The sequence below is a fragment of the Enterobacter sp. JMULE2 genome (genome assembly GCF_013337145.1).
Taxonomy (GTDB): Bacteria; Pseudomonadota; Gammaproteobacteria; order Enterobacterales; family Enterobacteriaceae; genus Enterobacter; species Enterobacter mori.
This window is the reverse complement of sequence record NZ_SGWD01000015.1, coordinates 270,388-292,720: the sequence shown is the minus strand read 5'-3', so window position 1 is coordinate 292,720 and position 22,333 is coordinate 270,388. Positions and strand designations below refer to the sequence as shown.

Genomic DNA, 22,333 nt, shown 5'->3' with positions numbered 1-22,333 from the left:
CTGTACACGGTGGTACATAGTTATGAAGACAAACCGGAAACGCGTTGTTATTACCGGGATTGGGATCCTTTCCTCACTGGCAGAAAACCTTCAGGATTTTAGAGACGCATTATTAAATAAAAAAAATGGCGTCACCGACAGCGTGCGTTTTTCAAAATGGTTTGAAAACGCCCGCGCGGCTGAAGTGTTACATGATATTGATTATTCAGAATTACCGGATGACGTTATTGCGTCACTGGATAATGCTGCACTCTGGGCTTATAAGGTCGGTAAAGACGCGCTGAATCAGGCGGGGCTGGCCGAGAACAAGACGCACCTGAAAGAGACGGGCCTGATTGTGGGCGTCTCCTCCGCGGGCACCGAGGCGTTCTTACCGCTGTTTGAACAACGCATGGAAGATTTCTCCCTGCGTAAAGCGCTGTTCTCCGGCGGTTTCTCTTCCTGCTGTTCCAGCGTCTCTACGCTGCTCGGACTGCAGGGCGGGGTAGAACTGGTTGCGACCGCCTGTACGGCCAGCCCTAACGCGGTCGGCATGGCGTTTGACTATATCCAGAACGGCAAAAGCAAAACGATGCTGGCCGTCGGGACAGAGCCGATCTACCTGCCAACCTTCGCCGGCTTTTATGCCCTGAACGTCATGCATCCGGAAGCCTGTACGCCGTTTTCCGGCAACTCCGGCATGTCGATTGGTGAAGGCGCGGGCGCCGTGGTGCTGGAAGAGTACGAGCACGCCGTCGCGCGCGGTGCCACCATTTACGGTGAAATCCTCTCCTACGCCACCTCCTGCGATGCGTTCCACGAAACCGGACCGGATCCGCGCGCCAGCGGTGCCGTACAGGTGATGCATAAGGCGATGGAAAACGCGGGCGTCACCCCGGAGCAGATTGAGTATGTCAACGCCCACGGTACCGGCACTGAAGCGAACGACCGCATCGAAACGCTGGCAATGAAAAAGGTGTTCGCCAACAACGAGAAGCTGTTGGTCAGCTCTACCAAGTCTTACTTTGGCCATAACATCGGTGCGGCGGGTATCGTCGAACTGATCGCGTGTCTGGTGACGCTGCCGGATAACCGCGTTCTGCCGACGCTGAACTTCAACAACGCGCGTCCAAACTGCGATCTGGACTACGTGCCAAACGACTTCCGCGACCAGAAAATCAACCTCTTCATGAAGAACAATTATGCCTTTGGCGGTAATAACTGCAGCATGATTATCAGCATGGATCCGTGTTCTGTTCCGGTCAGCACCTACGACGAAAAACGCGTGGCAATCTCCGGTCTGGGGGCCGTCTCTGCGATTGGTCACACCGTTAACGAGATCCTCGATAACGTCTGGAAGCAGAACCATACCGTTGAACTGGGCGGCGTCACCTTCCCGGAAGACACGCTGGAAGAGGCGAAAGAGCTGCTGGATGTGCTTGAATCAACCCGTCAGTTTGAGACGCTGTTTGGTGAAGAGTTCAGCGTGCTGACGGCCACCCGTCCGGAAGCGAACGAACACTTTAAAACCTTCCAGGTCACCGGCCTTGAGCCGCGTAAGCATCTGCGTCGCTTTGACCCGCGTAAAGCCACCCGTGGCGGCACCTTCGCGCTGATTGCACTGTCCGAAGCGCTGGAACAGGCGAAGCGTAAAATTAAACGCGATGGCGATGCGCTAGGCATGGTAATGGGAATGTCCAGCGGCCCGCAGGAAACCACCTACAAATACCTGCAAAGCCTGAAGCCAGACCCGCGCAAGGTCAGAACCTCTGAGTTCCCGGGCTCGCTGATGAACTCAATCCCTACGTTCTGCGGTATTTCCGAAGGGATCAAGGGCTACACCACCACCCTGGCGACCGGGGAGAATGCGGCATTAGGCGCATTAACCTACGGCTACGAAATCGTGCGTCAGGATCTGCAGCCGCAGGTGCTGGTGGGCGGTGCGGACGAGTATTTCCCGTCGATGTCACTTTATATGGATGCCGTCACCCGCAAGCTCCATATGACCTCTGACGCTCGCGACTACCACATCTACGGTAACGATTCGAAGGGCTACATTCCCGGCGAAGGTGCCTGCATGCTGCTGCTGGAAGATCCGCAGCGCGCCGCAGAGCGTGGTGCTGAGGTGCTGGCAGAAGTAGTCGGTTACGGTAAAGCCTGTAGCAACAGCTACTTCGATGCCTCTCAGCAGGACGAGAAATCCGCCTCCATGGCGCTGGCGATTACCCGTGCGCTGAAGGATGCCGGCGTCACGGCGCAGGAGATCGATCTGGTCTGCGGCACCAGCAACGGTAGCGATGAAAGCTCACGCATTGAAATCGATGCCATCGTTGAAGCCTTCGCTCAGGCCAAACCGGACGTGCCGATCGTGAACTATAACGCCTGCTTTGGCTTTGTCGCGTCTGCTGCCGGGCTGCTTAACCTGGCCGTCATCATTGACTGTATTAAGAAGCAGGCGGTTCCCGCCATTCCTCATACCGTTGAGTTCTTCGATAAGCGAATCAACTTCGTTCGTGAACCGTTGAAGCTCGCCCTGAAGCACGTGCTGCTGGTGGGCGCGACGGAAGGCGGCAACTACTACGCGTTTGTGATTAAAGGATAATATTGTGGATAATGCCGCTATCATTTCGGGGTTCAGTTCCTGTCTGCCGTTTGCCGAAGACAGTATTCAGCTTATTCAAAATCTGAAGCTGGGCAAACGTGTTGAAAGAAAGCCCTGGTTTAAATCCGACGACGAGGCAATTAAGTGTGGGTTCGATGGCAATAAGCATATTGCCACGCTGGATCATACGGATGATAGCGCATTAGATCTGCTTTATCGTCTGATCGACGATGCACTCGCCCAGGCCGGATTAGATGTTCAATGGCTGGCCGGGTGCAACGCCCGCGTTTATTTAACTGGCATCGGCCCTCGGGTCGATGGCATGGCTTTCAAGAGTTTCTATAACAAAAATGATATTGAAGATATTCATCTGACAAAATCATTAATGACCCTGCACGTCGATAATATGTCTCAGGATCGTATTGCCGGAAATCTTGCGCGTAAATATCACCTGCAGTATTTACCGCCCAATATGAACTGCACCAGTAATTCAGCGATGACGGCGGTGCATTTAGGTTGCCAGGCAATTGAGCATGGCGGCGTTGATATTGTGCTGGTGGTGAACTGCTCAAAAATTAAAACCCAGGATATCTGGTTCCTCGATACCCAGTCGATGCTGGATACGCACCTGGTCCAGCCGTTCGGTGAAAACAGTAAAGGCGTTCTTTTTGCTGAGGGATACAGCGCGATCCTGCTGGAAAATGCGCGCCACCGACGCGCCAGAAAAGCAGGGCATGGGATACGACTGCAAACTACCTACACGCAGATCAGTGCCGGAAGAAGCAATGACAGTTCCTGGCTCAGCACCAATGTATTAAAGGTGATGCAGGCCGCGATGAAAAAAGCGGACCTCAGCACGGAAGATCTGTGCGCGATTATGCCGCACGGCAACGGCTCATCCATCAGTGATAAAGCGGAAGCAAAAGCGATAGAGGTCTTTGCTGAGGGAAATACCCTTCCGGTTCTGGCCTATAAAGGCCAGATTGGCTATACCGCCACCGGCTCAGGCATCGTCGATTTAATTATTGGTCACCATACGTTATCGCAGAAAGAGCTGATTTCACCCGTGGGCAACGACGCCATTATTGATAGCGTTGCGCAGCATGTTGTTATTGACCGCGGCATCATTGGGCACCACAAAAACCATCTGCTTAAGGTAGGGGTTGGCGTGGATGGTTCAATTATCGGTGCCGTGATGTCTGATATTCATCGAGGCCTTTGAACGATTATGGAGAGCCCTATGTATTTATCCTCATTTTCGCTTATTGAGCCGGAAGATAAATTTTATTTCTATCAACCCAGCTGGTTAAACGCCTGGGAAGCACACTTATACAATAAGGCGATGAAATCCACCCACGCTCATGGCTGGGGATTAAAACGTTTTGGTACGCAGCCGGATCTCTATCCCGGTGAAATGATCCGTAACCCGCAATATCAAAAATACCTTGAGGCGATGGAGCAGGCGGCGGATGACGCGCTTATGGCGCTGCCCACTAAAGAGCGGATGCGGTTATTGAAGCAGCGCACGGCATTTATTTATGTCGACGCCTGGGGGGAATCCGGGCCGTTTGAGAATATTTCCAGCGCGCTGCATATCTCAACGATCGACACGCTGCCCAAAAATCTGGTCAAGAAATTCTCGGTTAACGCTCCCACCTGCAAGCTCCGCGGTGAGAAGCAATCCTTCGTGCAGGCCCTCAGCCTGGCCAACGACTACCTGAGCTGGGATGTGTTTGATTTTGTCGTGATCTGCACGGCGTACCGGGCGATCCCGATCCTGGTGTTTTCTGATGAAGACATTGCCCTCAAGTGGGGAGAGAAGCGTAAAGGCAAGGCCGAAGACGTCAATTTAACGGTTGAACGCGCCGGGTGTTTCATCTTCAGCCAGCAGGAAAGCGCTATCCGGGTGAAGGGTGGGCAATACGTCATGGCCGATGCCATTGAGCACACTCAGGTTCCTGAACAGATTGCATTTTCGGGCCTGCGAAAAGACCTGCTGTCTCGCTCGACGCTGCCCGCGAAGAACACGCTGGATCTGGTTGATCTCTACGGTGCCAGCGGCTGCCTGACTCCAGCGTTAAGTTTTGCCTGGCTCAAACAACATGCTGATTTTTCGGGGCGATTAAGAACCATCGTTCCCGACAAGCAGTTTGGTTACAGCTATTTCGACATTGAATATTGCAAGGAATAACGACATCTCCATGAGCGGAATAATTAAAGAACTCCCAACGATATCGCTGAACAATATCTATAAGAGTTATGGCTCGGGCGAAGGCAAAGTCGATGCCCTGAAAAATATCAATCTGGAAATAGAAAAAGGCGAATTTCTGGCGCTCTGCGGGCCTTCCGGCAGCGGCAAAAGTACGTTGTTAAATATCCTGTCGGGAATTGATAAACCCACCGTCGGTTCGGTGATGTTTCTGAAAAAATTACTGAATCATCTGCCGGAAGACCAATTATCGGCGATCCGCGGCAAGCATTTGGGTTTTATTTTTCAGTTTTTCAATCTGATACCGGTACTGAGTGTTTTCGATAACGTTTTTTTCCCGCTGGTGTTAAACGGCCACGTCGGGAAAAAAGAGGCCAAAGAGCGGGCGCTGCACTTCATCGACAGCGTCGGGCTTGCGGGATTCACCGAGCGTAAACCGGGCCAGCTTTCGGGCGGCCAGCAGCAGCGCGTGGCCATCGCCCGGGCGCTGGCGCACGACCCGCAGGTGGTCATTGCCGATGAGCCGACCGGAAACCTCGATCTGGTCACCGGGGAGGCCATTCTGGATCTTCTGCTGAAAATTAACCAGGAGACGCGCACCACTTTTATTATTTCCACGCATTCAAGCCAGCTTAAAGAGCGTGCGCGGCGCGTGGTTGAAATTAAGGACGGAGTTTTAGTTCATGATTCACAATCGTAATTTTTTCCTTCTTTGCTGGTTTTTGCTGTGCCTGGCCTATGTCGGGAACATCAAAGCCGCACCGGCGCCCGTCGCCGAGCATGTCATTAAGAGCGGTTTTCCGCAGGAAGCGGACATGCTTGCAGAGATGACGCAGTCGCTCTTTAAAGAATACAAAGCCAACGACAATCCTCTTTCGCTGGTTTTCTATGCCTACGGAACGTTGCGTCAGGCCGATCGCGCTCTCCAGACCAACGATTTTATTCGCGCATCTGAGTACGGGAAAACGGGCTTTTTCTATCTGGACGAGGCGGTTGATCTGTATGAAGACAACATGCTGGTGCGCTATATGCGTGCCCGGGTCGATGCCTGGCTGCCTGCGTCAATCGGGCGCTGCGTGGTGACGTTAAACGATACGGAAAAAATGCTGAATACGCCTGACGTATTCAATGCCGGGCTGGTGGAACACATCAACGAAATGCGTTATCGCGCGCTGTTGAGTTGCAAACGCAAGCGGCAGGCAGACGCGTTACTGGCAGAGATTGAACTGCGTAATGCGAATACGGCATCGTCTCTGGCATCGGGCAGTGCGCCAGAGTGGGATATCAACGAAGTGACAGAAGTATTGTTGCCGCTGGCGAAAGGGAAATAAATGTCCGGGGAAATGGTGTTAGCGAATAGCGTTGTGTTGTTGATCCTGCTTTTTGTCCTCTGGTGTGTCGTATTCCGATCGCGGGACGTGAAGTTTGCTTTTTTAAATCTGTTTCGCCACAAAAGGCGATCGTTTTCGACCATGGCGGCCATCATGCTGGGCGGCGTGTCGATTTTCCTGTACGGCGGGTTTATTGATTACTCTTTCTGGATTTTGAAAGAGCAAACGATTCGAACCAATATTGGTCATGTGCAAATTTATAACAAAAATTATTTTGAGACCTCTAATAAAAACAAAAGCCTGATCGACGATTATCCGGCATTAAAGAAAGCGATTCTTAACGATCCGGCTCTGGCTGAGGATATCTCGACGCTCTCTGGTCAGCTGGAGTTCACCGGCGTTATTTCACAGTATGAGAGTGAAACCTCCAGCTATTTTTCCGCGCTGGGCGTTGAACCGCTACCTGCACTGAAGCTGGGCTCGTTTGATAAATTAATCACCGGCAGCGATCTGTCCCGCATCCGCACGGACGAAATCACGCTGGGAAGCGGCCTGGCGAAAACGCTGAATGCGCATTACGACGACTGGCTGGACGTGCTGGTGGTCAATACGCAGGGCGGGCAGGGCGCGCTCTCCATGAAGCTACGCGGCATCTTTGAATCCGGGATCAAAGACTACGATGACGTGGCGATGAAAATTCCGCTGGGTACGGCTCAACGTATTATGGGCACTAACAGCGTGAGTAAAGTGCTGATCCTGCTGAAAGAGGACGATACTGCCGCGTTCACGGCGAAACTGCGTGGCTTTATTGCCGAGCATAACTTACCGCTGATCGTAAAAGACTGGAAAGACGCCTCGATATTTTATCAGCAGGTGGAAGGGCTGTTATCCGGGATCTATTTCTTTATTAAGCTCATTGTCGGTCTGATTGTCATCTTCATGATCGGTAATTCGATGACGATGAATATTATCGAGCGCACCCGTGAAATTACGACGCTCAGAGCCATCGGCCTCAAACCGCTGCATGTGACCCGCCTGTTTTTACTGGAAGGGATTTTCATCGGCATTATCGGCGCGATTGGCAGTCTGGCGATAGGTTACGCCATTGCCAGCGTCATTAATCTGTACGGTATCGCGATGCCACCGTCGCCGGGGCAATCGCAGGGCTATACCGCATTTATTAAAACCGACAGCGTCGCGCTTAACTGGATAACCTTGGTATTGCCGATCCTGACCGCCACGGGGGCCTCGGTATTACCCGCATTACGTGCTTCACGGCTCAATATTTCGGACGCATTTAAATTCTCGTAAGGAAGCGATATGAAACGCAGTGTTATGGCCTCACTCCTTTTGGGTGCCTGTCTGTTTTCGGCAGGGGCGCACTCCGCCTCTGCCGATGACAAGGCGGTGGATATTATTCGTCGTGCGGATGAAGTCCGTTCGCCAAATAAACCCTTTCGCTACACCCTCACCATCCATGAATTTAAAACGGGTGCTACGCAGCCCGACAATAAACAGGTGCTGGATATCTCCATGCGCTTTATGAAGCCAGAAGGCGAGATGAAAGCGGATGCCCGCTCCCTGGCGCGCTTTATTTATCCGCCGCGCGACAAGGGAAAGGTGCTGCTCTCTGACTGGTACGATTTATGGTTCTACACGCCAGAACTCCGCCGTCCTGTTCCCGTCTCTCGCCAGCAGCGTCTGATTGGGCAAATTTCCAATGGCGACGTCATTGTCACCAACTTTGAATATGCCTACGACGCCACGCTGAAGGGGGAAGAGCCTTGCGGCGAAACGCAGTGCTATAAGCTGGAGCTGGTGCGTAAATCGGCTGAAGTGACCTGGCCGAAGGTGGACTATTACGTTGAAAAAGAGGGGGATAACCGTCCTTATAAAGCAGCCTATTTCTCTCTGGACAATAAGTTAATTAAAGAAGTGCTGTATCAGGATTTCCAGATGGTATTAGGCAAAATGCGCCCGATGAAAATCGTGGTGAAAGAGGCGCGCCACGGCAAGAGCTATTCCGTCATGACCTACAGCGATGTGCGTTATGAATCGTTACCTGAATCGGCGTTCACCCGCGAGTCTATTCAGCGAGGCGTGAAATGAAGCGCACGTTAACAGGCTTAACCCTAATGCTCGCCGCGCTGCCCGTCAGCGTATTCGCGGATTGTCTGTCCGGCAGTGACGTTGCAAAGAACACGTCTGTCACGCTGTATGAGCAGGTGTCTGTCGTTAAAAAACAGATTTCGGAGTGGCGAATCAATGGCCGAAACCCGTACACCCGACACAATATCTACAACGATGCCGGGGTGAATGTCGCAAGCCGCTGTTCGCTGATTGAGGATACGCTTGAACTGGATTTATCCCTCTATGGGCTAACCTGGTATTCCCCGCGTAAGCTCGGTGCGTTTGAAGAAGATGACCGCCGTTCACGTCTGTTAATTGAGCGCCTTAAGCTGGTCTACACCCTGTCGGACAGCCTGCAGCTTGAGGTCGGGAAGCTTCCGTCCAGGCCGGGGCTCTTCTTCCTGCGCTCGCCTTCGGATCTCACGCCGCATTATTACGACGGTGCAAAACCGACGCGGCTTTACGATCCCCAGCTCCGCTCGGCTTATCAGTCTTCCTCCTGGGCTGCAACGCTGACGATGGATAACCGGGACGAGTCGCTTTCGCTGACGATGATCCCGAAGCTGGCGACGGTGGATGAATACTATCTGACCTCCGGGAACTGGTCTGCGAATCAGCGTGGCAACAGCAGTGAGTCCTGGCTGCTGAGCTATACCTCCCATGTCTTCCGTGACCATACGCCGGGGATGCGCGTCCTGATGGGCGACTCGCTGTCGGTCGCGCTTTCAGACAGTTACAACTACACCCCTCAGCTCACGCTCAATGCCGACGTGGCGTGGCATGCGGAGCAGCGCTGGCGTCATCTGTCTGAAGAGAAAAGCGCGGAGCTGGAGCGGTATCAGTTCCCCACCTCGCTGTATGAAACAAAAGAGAAACAGGGCGTTGAGCTGGCCGTGGGCGGGCAATATACCTCTGATACCTTCAACGTTTTCGGCCTGGAATACTATTACCAGAGCGAAGGTTATTCGCGATCAGAATGGCGCAAGCAGCGCGATCTGATGACCTTTTTGAACACCGGCACAGGCTATGCACCGCTCGACAGGGCATATGATTCCTATAAATACCTGATGGCCTCCGAGATAAGCAATACCGGGAACAAAGGCATGCTGCAGGGAAAACATTATCTCAACGCCTGGTCCAGCGTGCAGTTCACGCATCAGATTACCGCACAGCCCTATTTCATCCTTAACCTGTTGGATAAAAGCACCATGGCAGGGCTACACCTCAGCGCACCGCTGACGTTTATTGATGACCAGCTGGAAGCGTATACCGGCGTCTATTCCGCACTGGGTAGCGCAAATTCTGAGTTTGCATTCTTCGGTGATGTCGCCGGTGGTTATGTTGGCTTTAAGTATTATTTATAAGGAAATGACTATGACGCTTGATAATGCATCGCAGCCTGTCGTGCTGCTGTTTTCCGGGCAAGGGAACCCGGTAATCGGGATGGGCAGCGATCTGTGGGATCTGAATTCGACGACGAAACAGATCTGGGATTGCGCCAGCGATATTTCTGGCCTCGATCTTCGCCGACTCTGCCTGAAGGGGCCGATGAACAGATTGATCCAGACCACGGTACAGCAGCTGGCCGTCACGGCGATCAACGTATCGCTCTATAGCCTTTGCCGTGAGCGTTTCCCCAACCTTCGGGTGACGGGGGCCTGCGGCCACAGCGTCGGGGAATACAGTGCGCTCTATGCGGCGGGGGCAGTCTCTCTGGAGACCTTATTCCGCACCCTGCATTTCCGTGCCAGCACCATGGATGCGGTGAGCAAAAAGCAGAAAGGGGCAATGATCGCGCTGAAAGGGGCGGATTTTGCCACCCTGAGCGACATCATCACCCGTTCCGGGATTGCGCTGGATATCAGCTGTGACAACACGCCGCGCCAGCAGGTTATCGGCGGGACACCGGCGGCACTGAGCGACTTCGCCCAGGTACTGGCGGATGAGGGCTATGAGCCGATCAAACTCGGCGTCAGCGGTGCCTGGCACACGCGTTTAATGGAAGAGGGCGTCCAGCTGATGCGGGATTTCCTCGCCGGACAACCTTTCACCTCACCCGCGTATGATGTGCTGATGAACGTGACGGGCAGAATGGAAATCGTGCCGGAAAACATCAAAGAAAATCTGTCGTTGCACCTGACCCACACGGTGAAATGGAACGATTCTGTCGCCAGATTTATCAACCATTCAGAGCGTCCGCTGTTCCTGGAGATGAGTAACAAACCTTATCTCGGTCAAATGCTGAATGATTTTGCCGGTTTTAATGCCGAACGCGTCCTGCACTGCAGAAAAGCATTAGAGATGTAATGGTCGAGATATGATTCCAGATTATTTAACGTTCATTCGCTTTCAGGATAAAAGGAACCTTCTTTTTATCTCTATCGTGACCTTGATCCTGATGGGTTTTTACTGGAAAAACTCCGGGTTCTCCTTTACCCGGCAGGATGCCTGGCTGGCGAGCGGTATTTTTGCGCTGATCCTGTATAGCTTCATTGCCGATCTCAAGGCGTTCTGGGCCTATAAGTGCGTGGTCAAAAATGTCGATTTATCTGTGTTTCTGCAGAAAGAGAATAAGCCGGTGAATGCGATGATTGTCGAACCTGTGATGGTGCTCGCGATCGCCACGCTGGTTTTCGCAGGCATTATTGCGCTGATGCTCACCCTGGCTCAGCCAGGGATCGTGCTGCTGACGCTGACCATCGTCGCGCCGCTCATCGTCTGGGGAATGTTTGCGGCGATGCGTTCGATCTACATCCGACAGGTCATCGCCTCGGCGCGGGACAAAGGGAAATATAAACGTCTGTCCCATTATGTCGCCATTGCCGTCGTCATGAACCTGCTGACGATTAGCCCCTTACGGAACAGTGAACAGTTCGATCGCTATGGCCGTTACTTCACCCTCGAGTCCATCATTACCATGCTGGTGCTCTGCGCGGTGGTGCTGGCCATTAATCTGCTGTTTTTACGGTTCACGAAGCGGTATATCTTCCTGGGGCATCTTTTCCTTAACGAGATCGACCTATTTTTCTCCCCGACGATCCCCTGGCGCAGCCTGTCCGAAAAACCTTTGTGGCTGAGGCTGGTGATGCTGGTGGGTGTGGAGTTTGTCTGGTCGGCCGTGGTGGGATTGCTGCTCACGCTGCTGGGGTGGAAGGTGTGGTTTGAGGTGTACTTCCTGCTGAGCTACCTGCCTTGTCTGGCCTATTACACCCTCCACGCCTGGTGGAAATGGCATAACGATTTCATGATGTCGAGCGACATGTATTTGCGCTGGGCGGAGATCGATAAAGAAAACGCCCTCTGGTAAGACGCGAAGGGCAATAAAAAAGCCAGACCCTCAGCAATGAGGGTCTGGCTTTTTTTATCAGGTCGATACGGCTCAGGCTATCCGCATCCAGGTGAGCATCATCGCGGCGCTGGCAATGACGTTCACGTTGGAAATGTACCCATCATAACGATTATTAATGGCGGAAAGCTGGTTGTTAAAGTGGTCGTTTTCAGCGGTCAGCACATCAAGCAACGTGCGTTTTCCGAGGTGATACCACTGCTGGTAGAACATCTGGCGCACGCGGTCAGTTTCGCCTGAGAGACGCTCGTAATCATCTGCACGCAGGAATGATGAGTCGCGTACCTGCACCTGATAGTTAATCTGATACTCCAGATCGCGGTAGCTCACTTCATATTGCTGCTGCGCCACGTTGGCTTTTGCGCGGGCCGTCATCTGAGCGGCGCGCTGAGAGCCGCCGCTAAACGCCTCCCACTCCACGTTCAGGCCGGTATACCAGCCCGCTTCATTACCGTTACCGTCCTTGGCGGTGCTCTTGGAGACCACCCAGTTTACCTGCGGCAGCGCAGCCGATTTAATGCTTTCTGCTTCCGATTCCGCCGCGCGGACTTTGGACTGCAGGTTAAGCATCATCGGGTTCTTGTCCAGCGAGCCGATGGCGACGGATGCCGGGATAATCGTATCCTGCCAGCTCAAATTCTCTGGCAGCACAGGCTCTGCGCCAAGCAGGCGCACAAGCTTGATTTTACTGGCACTCAGCTGATGCTCGATGTTGTCGAGACTCGCCTGAGCGGACATCAGTTTCGCTTTCGCCTGCACCAGTTCGCTTTCTCTGCCGCGGTCCGCCTGGGTGATTTGCGACAGCATGTTGACCAGCTCTTTCATGCGGCCAACATAGTTCTTCGCCACCTGTTTACTTTGCTGGTACCGACTCATGTTCATCAGCTCGGACACGGTGTTATAGGCCAGCTGCTCGCGAGAATACTCTTTGGAATAGCGGGCCGCTTTTGCCGTTTCCAGCGAGTTATCGACCTGATGGCTGATTCGTCCCCAGTCGATCACGGGGGTGTTGACGGATACCGTCCCGCTGGAGTCGCTGATATGCGTATTGTTGGACGACTGGCGGTCTCCCCCCACGGTTGTCAGCGGCGACGTTACGCCCAGCCGCACCTGCGGCATACGCTGGCCTTTGACCTGATCCACCATGTAGTCCGAGGCCAGAACCTCAGAGGAGGCCGCACGCAGCTCAGGGCTGTACGCCAGCGCTCTTGCCACCATGCTGCGCAGGAATTCCCGCGAATCATTGGTGCTGGCACCGTTGAAATAGCCTTGCGACATGCCGCTAGTGGCGCGGAGGCTTGCCGATGCGCCCTGTTGGCGAACGTTCGCGTAGGCCGGTTCGGGCTTATAGTATTCTTTAACGGGCGGGAAGAAATCGTAATTCGTTTTCAGTGCCGCTTTGTTACTCGTACTGTTCTCGAGCTTCGGCTCAGGTGCCACTGTTTGCTGCGTCGCGGCGTAGCTTGCCGGTCGTGATGCGGGGTACGTTTGCGTAGGTACGGTTTTATGCGTACTGGCGTACTGCGACTGCGTGCGCATCGAGGGCAGTGAAGTCCGTTGAACCGTCCCCGGCGTGCTCGCGCGTACCGCAGGCTGCGCTGGCGTCTGCGCGGCGCGGGTTAACTGTGACTGTGTGCGCATCGGCGGCAGCGAGGACAGGTCTTTTTTAACCTGCGCCACGTCAGCCGCGTGGAGCTGAATGACAAAAGAAGAGCAGGGCAAACAGAGTGCAACCGCAGTGGCTACCCTGGCCCAACGACGCTCTTTACGTGCCTTAACCATAAAATTATCTCTCTCTGAATGCTTCGCGCGCTTTCAGTATCGGTTTGAGGATGTAAGACAAAATGGTCTTCTCCCCGGTTCTGATTTCAACGTTCGCCACCATGCCTGGTATGATTGGGAACTCCTTGTCTTTAACCTGCAATGCCGCCCGATTGGTGCGGACGAAGACCCGGTAATAGGTCGAATCGCCACGTCCCTGACGCGCTTTTTCCTCATCAATCAGGGTGTCGGAACTCAGGTGCTCGACGACGCCGGTTAACCCGCCGTAAATGGCGTAGTCGTAGGCGGTAATTTTTACCGTGGCGGGCAGCCCCGGATGGATAAAGGCCACATCGGACGGTTTGATTTTGGCTTCGACCAGCAGGTTATCTTCGAGCGGGATGATGGTCATGATTTCCGCCCCTTGCTGGATAACGCCGCCGCGCGTGGTCACGCGAATGTTGTTGACGGTGCCGCGTACCGGCGCAACCACCGTGGTTCGGTTCATCACATCCTGACGCCCGCGCAGGATCTCTTCCGCCTGCGCCAGTTCAGATTCCAGCCGGTTAAGCTCGCTGTTGGCGTCGGAGCGGAAGCGGTTGGTCCGCTCTGCGATCTGCAGGCTGAACTCGTTGGCCTGACGCTTCAGGCGCAGGATCTCCACATCTGACATCAGCCCTTTACGGGCCAGCGGCTCTGACAGGCTGACCTCGTTTTGCGCCAGGGACAGGCTGCGCTGTAAGGCCTGAACGCTCTCGTTCAGGGTTTTGAGGCGCGCGTTATAGGCCTGGGTTTCATCACGCACGATAGACTCAATTCCGGCGATGTCGGGCGGGAAGGACAACGGCGTGTCGTAAGCTTCCGCGCGAAGGCGGGCAATGCTGCCCTTAAGCCCCTGCACTTTAGAGAGGGATTCACCGTAGCTGGCCCCGGCGCGGGTCGGGTCAATTTTCAGCAGAATTTGCCCTTTCTCGACGATATCCCCCTCCTGAACGTTCAGCTCCTCAAGAATGCCCCCTTCCAGGCTCTGAATGAGCTGCTCGCGGCTGGCCGGGATCACTTTGCCATCGCCACGGGTGATCTCCTCAACCCGGGCGAAATGCGCCCACACCAGCGACACCACCACCACCAGGGCGATGGTGTAGAGCATGATCATGCTGAACGGGGTTTTCTGTGCGATCAGCGCGCCCTGCAGGTCATGCATGAATTTCAAATCGTCTGCTTTGACCTTTCCTGTGGCCTGCGGTTTTTGCACTGCCAGCTGCGTGTTCCCGCCGTTGCCGTCTACCTTTCTCAACGCCGTGGAGGATGCATCCGTCCCGGAGTCGGCCTCTCCCTTTGAGGCGTTATGATTCACTTCGTCCTCGTTCATCATCCATTTACACCTTGTTTCTGTTGCTTCTCTTCAACCGAATGCATCGCTTGTTTTTTCTTCATCACATTCTCATTCAGGCTGGCCATCACCTGATCTTTTGGCCCGTCTTTTACGACATGCCCGTCTTCCAGCACAATCAGACGCTCAACCAGGCTCAGTACCGACATGCGATGGGTCACAATGATCAGCGTTTGCCCTTGTGTCGCCTCTTTGAGCCGACGCAGGAACAGCGTTTCGGTCATGGCATCCATTGAGCTGGTGGGTTCATCCATTAGCAGGACCTTTGGGCGCAGCAGCAGGCAGCGGGCCAGGGCGACAAGCTGTTTTTGTCCACCGGAAAGGCAGTTGCCCATTTCGCCAATTGGCATGTCAAAACCCAGCGGGTGTCTGGCGGCCACGTGATCCAGCCCGGTCAGACGCACGACGCGCAGGAACTCCTCCGTGCTTACGCCGGGGTTGCCAATGATGATGTTGTAGCGCAGCGTGCCGAAAAAGAGACGGCAATCCTGGCCGACATAGCCCACCGCGGCTCGCCAGTCCGCCGGGTCAATCTGGGTGGCATCTACGCCGTCAATGAACATCTGGCCGCTGCTTTGTTGATACAGGCGGGCCATCACGCGCAACAGCGTCGATTTTCCGCTGCCGATTTTGCCCAGCACGGCGATTTGCTCACCGGCTTCAACATTGATGTTGATGTTGTCGAGGATGCGCGGCGCAACCATCATGCCCGGCACCGGATAGGTAAAGCCCACCTTGTTGAGGCGCATGCTGCCGGTGAAATTCGGCGTCGGCAGATAATTGAGCAAGGCATCGCGGTCGGTCGGTGTTTCCATCAGCTGGTTCAGCGATTTCAGCGCGGTTTTGGCATGCTGATAGCGCAGCGCTAACCCGACAACCGACGCCAGCGGCGCAAGCGAGCGGCTGGAAAGGATCACCACCCCAATCATCGCCCCCATCGACAGCTCGCCAGCGTGAATGAGATACACGCCAAGAACGACGATGCAGACCGTCGTGATTTGCTGCACGAAAGAGACAAAGTTGGTCGTCAGCATCGAGAGATAACGCGTTTTCATCGACGACGCGGCTGCCAGAGCGCTGAAATCATCCCAGCGTTTTTGCATCACCCCTTCGCCTTGTGCCGCTTTCAGCGCTTCCAGCCCTTCAATGCTCTCAATCAGCAAACCCTGCTTCAGTGAGATTTCGCGGACGTTCTCTTCCATGTAGCGGCCCAGCGGCCACTGGATGATGATGCTGACAATCAAAATCAGCGGCATCGCGACTAACGGCACGATCGCCAGCGGGCCGCCAATCAGGTAGATGACGAACATGAAGAGGGCGCAAAACGGCAGGTCGGACAAGGTTGCCAGCGTTGCTGAGGTAATAAAGTCGCGCACGGCCTCAAAATCACGCAGCTGGTTGGCAAAGGTGCCCGAGGACTGTGGCTTGTATTCCATTCGCATCGACATCACCTGACGGAACAGTTTTGCCCCGAGTATCAGGTCCGCTTTTTTCCCGGCGATGTCGATCAGGTAGGCTCGAATTTGTCGGCTACAGAACTCAAACACAATGGCAATCACCACGCCAATCGCCAGCGACCACAGCGTCACGTAGGCCTGCGTGGGAATGACGCGGTCATAGACGTTCATGGTAAAGAAGGTGCCTGCCAGCGTGAGAATATTCGCCAGCAGAGCGGCCAGCGCCGCGCTGTAGAAGTAATGGCGGTAGCGCCATAGCGTCGAATAGAGCCAATGCCCTTCCGCCTGAGCCTGCGGCAACAGCTGATCGTCTGCACGCTCGTCCAGCGTCGGCTTGCGCGTCGTGACGAGGGCATAACCGCCGTAGACGTCGTTTAACTCCGCCTCCGTCACGACAACGGTTCCTTCGTTTTCCGGTACCACAATCTTATAAGTATGTTCTCCGCGTTTTCCGTTACGCGCGGTAAGAATGCAATAGGTCCCGTCTTTACGTGCTATCAGTAAAGGAAATAGCCAGGAGGAGAGGGTGCTCAGATCGCGCTTTACCCAACCGGCAGATATTCCCATCTGGTCAAGCATGCGCAATGCCATTTCTGGCTCAAGCTTGTCGCTTTTTGGCAGGCCAGCATAGAGGACTTCTTTGCTGGCAAACTTAGCATGATGTATACAAAGCCATTCAACACCCCACAGAAGGGAATCTTTTCGGGGATCTTCAATATTATTGAAGTCGTGCTCTGAATTAATTTCAACGGTGGAAAGATGCGTGCTCATTATCGAATCCAGACCTGTAGTGACGTTCCTCACTTAGAATTAAAAAAGTAAAGAATGTGCGATTTAAAAAACGACCAGAAACATCCATGAATACGATGAGTGGTAGCGGATTGTTTATGCTGAAAATACAAGCGCTGGCAATATCTTAGTGTATGAGTTAAGCATCAGGCACACAATAAGGATAAGTAACCACTCGCTTAGGAATAATTTACATCTCGGCAGGTAAATGTCTGTTTCCTGCGTATACTATTCAACTGGCAAGTCTTGATATGGGAACGCCAAGTTTATTCTCTATACGTATTTTCATGGCGTAGATATTTTTTACGTTAGTCGCATTTTTCATGGCGATTTTTTTTGGCAGTTGTCCCTTATACAATTCAGCAAAAAGCGCGTATTCATTTGTACTTAACTTTGCCTTTTTCTCCGAGGGGCGTGTGATCTTGCCCATAAAGGATTGATTAATCTTGGTTTTGATATCTTCTGTCACATCATCATGAAAAATGACCGCGCTGATGACCGTTTCGCTCGTGTCGTTGTAAAACCAGTAGTGCGCGATAGCGGCCATTTTTTTATCCGTGATTAAAATCAATCTGGAGTTTTTAAACTGACTTAACCAGTTGTTTGTTAAGAAGTAATTTATGTTTTTATAGTTAAAGTCAATAACCACAATAGGCTGTGAAATCACTTTTGAATTAATATTGCTAAAATATTGCAGCAGTCCCTCAATCAAGAATGAGTTATTCTCTGGCCAAATGTAAAATTCTACACCGGTACACTCTACATTCTTTTTTGTTTGTACAGATGTATAGACGCATTTATTCACGCATCCATAGCAGCGCATTGCGTTGTTGCGGTGTTCAATATTATTAATAATCACTCTATCCATTAAGTCAAACGCAGTGCGTCCATATTATAAATATTAAATTTGATATAATATATCAACATTCATCTTAAAATTGCATTACGGATGAAAACGGGTAGCAGTAAGATTACTCGCGGTCGTACCAGGAATTTTCGACAGCGAGTATTTTACTGCATGATGCCATGCCAGCCGTTTTTTTCAGTATACGTCAGCTTGCGAGTCGCGTAATTGACACACCCAGCTTGCGTTCGATTCTGTTTTTCATCGCATAGGTGTTCTTGACACTGGTTCCGTTTCGGTATGCGATTTTCTTGGGTGTCCATCCGTTGAAAAGAAACGCAAACAGGCTGTATTCATTCTGGCTCAGTTTTGGCCTGCTGCCTGCGGGCTTAATCGTTTTCGCGAGGAAGGTTTTCTGCAGTTTTGTTGCCACCTCCTCGGCCGTGTCGTCGTAAAAGATCACCGAGCTTATCGTCGTCTCGGACGTGTCGTTGTAAAACCAGTAATGGGCAATGGCGGTCATCTTTTTATCGGTGACAAGAATCAGTCTCATGTTCTTGAACTGATCCAGCCAGTTGTCTGACAGGAAGTAATTAATATTTTTATGGCTAAAATCAATAATCACCACAGGCTGAGTAATGTATTTATCATTTACGTCAGTGAAATGATGACGAATGCCTTCAACAAGAAAACTATTATTGTCAGGCCAGATGTAATACTCAAGACCCGTGCACTCTTTAATTTCATGCAGTGCGGAATTGTCAAAATGACATTTTTTATCACAACCATAGCAATGCATAGATGGCGTATGACAGACGGGCAGTCTATCAGTGGAAGATAAATAGATTGGGTTGTTAGTCGCACTGTACATATTTTACCTCACACGCACTGAATCGATACATTAATAATGGGGAGATGTTTAGCGAAATTGCTTTCGTTCTTTAGGAATAATCATACAGACCACCAGGTAAAATTCTTAATTAAATAATATTAATTGTCGCTCTGGTACTCTTATTAAGATTTAAATTCATTAAAAACAGTTGGTTATGGGTTTTCTTAAATGGAAATGTGACATGTGAAATGTTTATTTAGCGTTGTGGTTGTTGTCGTTTTGTTGATTTTTTATGATGTGCTCTTTACGTCGTGGAATGTATGTTGAGATATCGGAAATATCGACCGTTACGTCCCTGGACTTTATTAACTAAAGTAATCAGAGTTGATATTTTAAATATCTGAAATGGTCTGTTGGCAAAAATAAAAAATAGAATAATGACAAGCGTATTTTAATGACCGGGATCGGCGAAAGAAGAGGGTGAAGATATCAATAATGAGAACGCTCGCCCTTAGGGGGCAAAGTTGCGCATATGACATAACCGTTGGTTAACACAATAAAAACAATTTAGGTGCATAAAATTAACAATTGATCGTTTTTGGTGCATATGTTGCACTATTTTTGTGCATTCCCTGGCATGTATGCGTGTTGGCGTGTGTCTGTGCCCGACCGAATCGATTAAAATAATATATTAAAAATCATCACCTTAATTTTACCCCTGTCATTTGTATTTGAACCAATGGCGAATTGGTTCGTTTATTGCTTAATCATTAGCACGATAAGTAGCGCGTCATATCAATAACTTATCGTTAATAAAAATAAAGTCATGATGAAAGCGAGCGAACCAATATGGAAAAACCGTCACGGTTTCTGGCCAATTCCAGCACCGCGCTTGAGCAGCTGCGCGGGTTAATCAACCAGCATGAGTCAACACCAGGCATTCCGCTGCCCACGGAACGTGAGCTGTCGGATACTCTCGGCGTAGGGCGACGTGAAGTCCGTCGTGCGCTGGACGTGCTGGAAGAAGAGGGGCGTATCTGGCGAAAGCAGGGGAAAGGGACCTTTATTGGCCCGGCAGCTCCTGTTGAACCGCTGGCCCTTCAGGGATTGGTTCAGCAGACTAACCTGCTGGAAGTGATGGAAGCTCGTCTACAGCTTGAACCCGGCTTAGCCCGGCTTGCGGCACTGCGTGCCACCAGGGAAAACCTCGCGCTCATGCAGCGCATGCTGGAACGCATTGATAAGGTCAGCCCGGATGACCGCGATCTCAACGAACTGTGGGATAGCGCCTTTCATCGCGCCATTGCCGAAGCCGCAGGCAACCGCCTGATGCTCGGGCTTTTTGATGCGATTGATGCCGTCCGCCGGGAACCCGGCTGGCAGCATCTGCGTGAACTTGCCCGCACGCCAGAACGTGTCGACAGCTACAACGACCACCATCACAAGATCATGGCCGCGATTATCCATCGTCAGCCTAATGAAGCCGCCGCCGCGATGCGCGAGCACCTGCTCAGCCTGCAGGCCGCGCTGATTCAGGCGATCCACCTTGAGGACGATTTCACGCTATGACGACCCTACCCTTTAAGGACGCCACGCCCGTATTGCGGCTGAATAATCTCAACGTCAGGTTTTCCGGCTCGCCGGTGAGCGTGCTTGACGGCATTTCCCTGACGGTCAAAGCGGGCGAAACGCTGGCGCTGGTGGGGGAGTCCGGCTGCGGAAAAAGTATCACCTCATTAGCGCTGATGGGGTTACTGCCCGCCAGCGCGCAGATTGTCAGCGGTGAGATGCAGTTTCGTCGTCATGACCTGCGCAAGCTCTCGCCGCGGGAATATGCCGATCTGCGCGGCAGCGAGCTGGCGATGATTTTCCAGGAGCCCATGACCTCGCTCAATCCGGCGTTTACGCTGGGCGATCAGCTCAGCGAAGCGGTCATACGCCACCAGAACGTTTCGCGCGCCGAGGCGATGAAGGTCGCGCTGCAGATCCTCGAGAAGGTGCAGATCCCGGCGGCAGAGATGCGCCTCAGAGCCTATCCGCATCAGCTCTCCGGCGGTATGCGCCAGCGGGTGATGATTGCGATGGCGCTGATTAACCACCCTAAACTGCTGATTGCTGATGAGCCCACCACCGCGCTGGACGTCACCATTCAGGCGCAAATCCTCGCCTTGCTCAACACCCTGAAAGCGGAAACCGGCACGGCGGTGCTGATGATCACCCACGATTTAGGCGTGGTGGCGGAAGTCGCCCAGCAGGTCGCGGTGATGTATGCCGGGCAGGTGGTGGAGCAGGGCAGCGTCGAGGCGATATTCGCCGACCCGCAGCACCCGTACACCATCGGCCTGATGGGCTCGATTCCTTCTCTTGGGGCGCGTAAAGGGCAACTCTCCACCATTCCCGGCGCGGTACCGCTGCCGGAATCCATGCCTGAAGGCTGCCGTTTCGCAACGCGCTGCCCGTTTGCTCAGACGCGCTGCCACGCTGAAAAACCGCAGCTTACTACGCTCGGCGCGGGCCATCAGGTTGCCTGCTTCCGCGTGCCGCTCGAACAGCACATTGCCCTGGGAGAAATCGCATGACCATCCCCATTCTTGAAGCCCGCGACCTGAGTAAACGCTTCCCCGGTCCGAAAAAGCTCTTTGCCCCGGCACGCTTTGTCACGGCGGTCGATCGCGTCTCACTTTCGGTGATGCCGGGCGAAACGCTGGCGATTGTCGGCGAGTCCGGCTCCGGGAAATCTACCCTCGGACGTCTGCTGCTGCGCCTGCTGGCCGCCAGCGAAGGGCGCGTGTTTTATCAGGGGGAGGAGATCACCGACGCCTCCGGTGCCCGTCTTAACCAGCTCCGGCGCGAGCTACAGATTATCTTTCAGGATCCCTTCGCCTCGCTGAACCCGCGCATGACGGTGGAGCAGATTGTCGGTGAGCCACTGTGGCTGCATCAGAACATGAAAAAAGCGGACCGCCAGTATCGCGTCGCCGAACTGCTTAAAACCGTTGGTCTGCCTGCCGCCTGGGCCGGGCGTTACCCGCACGAGTTTTCCGGCGGTCAGCGCCAGCGTATCGGCATCGCGCGCGCGCTGGCCTCGGGGCCGAAGCTGCTGCTGGGTGACGAGCCGGTATCCGCGCTGGACGTCTCCGTTCAGGCGCAGGTGGTCAACCTGCTGGAAAGCCTGAAGCACCAGCTGGGGCTGACGATGGTGATTGTCGCCCACGGTCTGGCGGTGATCCGCCATATGAGCGACCGCGTGGCGGTCATGTACCTTGGGCAAATCGTTGAGCTTGCCACCGTCGATGAGATTTTTGACGCACCGCTGCACCCCTATACCCAGGCGCTGATTGCGTCTGCACCGCAGATGCAGCCGGGCGTTGAGCGCGATGCGCCGCTGCTGCAGGGGGATCTGCCCAACCCGGCCAGTCCGCCGTCCGGCTGCCGTTTCCACACCCGCTGCCCGTACGTTACCGATGAATGTCGCCAGGTCGAGCCGATTAATCAGGTGCTCGACGGGGGCCGTCAGGTTGCCTGCCACCGCTGGCAGGAAATTAACCGCGATCGCAACGTTATCCAGATTGCTCCGCCATCCGCCGCTTTTCTGCGCCGCCGCGCGCTGTTTGAACACGCGGCCACTCACTCGTCCCTTCCTTCAAGGAACTCATGATA

The 22,333-nt window shown here is 53.2% G+C and carries 18 protein-coding genes; 13 read left to right on the top strand and 5 right to left on the bottom strand.

Annotation, left to right across the window (positions count from 1 at the left end):
* Nucleotides 1–22 precede the first annotated feature (22 nt).
* From EXW94_RS19425 to EXW94_RS19380, 10 genes are read left to right on the top strand one after another with little or no spacing between them, the layout of a single operon-like run.
* The gene (locus EXW94_RS19425) at nucleotides 23–2,581 is read left to right on the top strand and encodes a beta-ketoacyl-[acyl-carrier-protein] synthase family protein (protein ID WP_174340783.1); all 2,559 of its coding nucleotides are present in this window, start codon (nucleotides 23–25) and stop codon (nucleotides 2,579–2,581) included.
* A gap of 4 nt (nucleotides 2,582–2,585) precedes the next feature.
* Complete coding sequence (locus tag EXW94_RS19420; RefSeq protein WP_108415639.1) at nucleotides 2,586–3,803, top strand: beta-ketoacyl synthase; 1,218 nt, start codon at nucleotides 2,586–2,588, stop codon at nucleotides 3,801–3,803.
* An 18-nt stretch (nucleotides 3,804–3,821) separates the two neighbouring features.
* Nucleotides 3,822–4,772 carry an ATP-binding protein gene (locus EXW94_RS19415; protein WP_108415640.1) on the top strand — a complete coding sequence of 317 codons (951 nt, stop codon included), beginning with the start codon at nucleotides 3,822–3,824 and terminating at the stop codon, nucleotides 4,770–4,772.
* A 10-nt stretch (nucleotides 4,773–4,782) separates the two neighbouring features.
* On the top strand, nucleotides 4,783–5,490 hold the full coding sequence (locus EXW94_RS19410; RefSeq protein ID WP_089598145.1) for an ABC transporter ATP-binding protein: 708 nt from the start codon (nucleotides 4,783–4,785) through the stop codon (nucleotides 5,488–5,490).
* Nucleotides 5,474–6,121 carry a hypothetical protein gene (locus EXW94_RS19405; RefSeq protein ID WP_126816704.1) on the top strand — a complete coding sequence of 216 codons (648 nt, stop codon included), beginning with the start codon at nucleotides 5,474–5,476 and terminating at the stop codon, nucleotides 6,119–6,121. The genes EXW94_RS19410 and EXW94_RS19405 overlap by 17 nt, the downstream gene beginning before the upstream one ends.
* On the top strand, nucleotides 6,122–7,432 hold the full coding sequence (locus EXW94_RS19400) for an ABC transporter permease (RefSeq protein ID WP_010427857.1): 1,311 nt from the start codon (nucleotides 6,122–6,124) through the stop codon (nucleotides 7,430–7,432).
* Between the two features lie 24 nt (nucleotides 7,433–7,456).
* Entirely contained in the window at nucleotides 7,457–8,230 is a 774-nt protein-coding gene (locus tag EXW94_RS19395) for an outer membrane lipoprotein-sorting protein (protein ID WP_174340825.1), read from the top strand.
* Nucleotides 8,227–9,615, top strand: a complete 1,389-nt coding sequence (locus tag EXW94_RS19390; RefSeq protein WP_174340782.1) for a hypothetical protein — start codon at nucleotides 8,227–8,229, stop codon at nucleotides 9,613–9,615. Before EXW94_RS19395 ends, EXW94_RS19390 begins: the two co-directional genes overlap by 4 nt.
* Nucleotides 9,616–9,625: 10 nt before the next feature.
* The gene (locus tag EXW94_RS19385; protein WP_010427862.1) at nucleotides 9,626–10,558 is read left to right on the top strand and encodes an ACP S-malonyltransferase; all 933 of its coding nucleotides are present in this window, start codon (nucleotides 9,626–9,628) and stop codon (nucleotides 10,556–10,558) included.
* A gap of 10 nt (nucleotides 10,559–10,568) precedes the next feature.
* Nucleotides 10,569–11,558: a hypothetical protein gene (locus EXW94_RS19380; protein ID WP_174340781.1), complete on the top strand. Its 990-nt coding sequence runs from the start codon at nucleotides 10,569–10,571 to the stop codon at nucleotides 11,556–11,558.
* A 72-nt stretch (nucleotides 11,559–11,630) separates the two neighbouring features.
* Here EXW94_RS19380 and EXW94_RS19375 read toward each other — a convergent pair whose 3' ends face one another.
* The 5 genes from EXW94_RS19375 to EXW94_RS19355 all read right to left on the bottom strand — a co-directional run bounded on the left by EXW94_RS19375 (nucleotide 11,631) and on the right by EXW94_RS19355 (nucleotide 18,712).
* On the bottom strand, nucleotides 11,631–13,379 hold the full coding sequence (locus tag EXW94_RS19375) for a TolC family protein (RefSeq protein ID WP_174340780.1): 1,749 nt from the start codon (nucleotides 13,377–13,379) through the stop codon (nucleotides 11,631–11,633).
* Between the two features lie 4 nt (nucleotides 13,380–13,383).
* On the bottom strand, nucleotides 13,384–14,733 hold the full coding sequence (locus EXW94_RS19370) for an HlyD family type I secretion periplasmic adaptor subunit (RefSeq protein WP_108415646.1): 1,350 nt from the start codon (nucleotides 14,731–14,733) through the stop codon (nucleotides 13,384–13,386).
* Nucleotides 14,730–16,979 carry a type I secretion system permease/ATPase gene (locus tag EXW94_RS19365; protein WP_108415647.1) on the bottom strand — a complete coding sequence of 750 codons (2,250 nt, stop codon included), beginning with the start codon at nucleotides 16,977–16,979 and terminating at the stop codon, nucleotides 14,730–14,732. The genes EXW94_RS19370 and EXW94_RS19365 overlap by 4 nt, the downstream gene beginning before the upstream one ends.
* Nucleotides 16,980–17,229: 250 nt before the next feature.
* The gene (locus EXW94_RS19360) at nucleotides 17,230–17,865 is read right to left on the bottom strand and encodes a hypothetical protein (protein ID WP_226347927.1); all 636 of its coding nucleotides are present in this window, start codon (nucleotides 17,863–17,865) and stop codon (nucleotides 17,230–17,232) included.
* A 184-nt stretch (nucleotides 17,866–18,049) separates the two neighbouring features.
* On the bottom strand, nucleotides 18,050–18,712 hold the full coding sequence (locus EXW94_RS19355) for a hypothetical protein (protein WP_226347926.1): 663 nt from the start codon (nucleotides 18,710–18,712) through the stop codon (nucleotides 18,050–18,052).
* An 810-nt stretch (nucleotides 18,713–19,522) separates the two neighbouring features.
* Between EXW94_RS19355 and EXW94_RS19350 the strand changes: the two genes are divergently transcribed.
* Genes EXW94_RS19350 through EXW94_RS19340 form a run of 3 tightly spaced genes read left to right on the top strand, consistent with a single transcriptional unit; the run spans nucleotide 19,523 to nucleotide 22,331 of the window.
* The gene (locus EXW94_RS19350) at nucleotides 19,523–20,242 is read left to right on the top strand and encodes a FadR/GntR family transcriptional regulator (RefSeq protein ID WP_174340779.1); all 720 of its coding nucleotides are present in this window, start codon (nucleotides 19,523–19,525) and stop codon (nucleotides 20,240–20,242) included.
* Nucleotides 20,239–21,252, top strand: a complete 1,014-nt coding sequence (locus EXW94_RS19345; protein WP_120159498.1) for an ABC transporter ATP-binding protein — start codon at nucleotides 20,239–20,241, stop codon at nucleotides 21,250–21,252. The genes EXW94_RS19350 and EXW94_RS19345 overlap by 4 nt, the downstream gene beginning before the upstream one ends.
* Complete coding sequence (locus EXW94_RS19340) at nucleotides 21,249–22,331, top strand: ABC transporter ATP-binding protein (RefSeq protein ID WP_174340778.1); 1,083 nt, start codon at nucleotides 21,249–21,251, stop codon at nucleotides 22,329–22,331. Before EXW94_RS19345 ends, EXW94_RS19340 begins: the two co-directional genes overlap by 4 nt.
* Nucleotides 22,332–22,333: the final 2 nt, after the last annotated feature.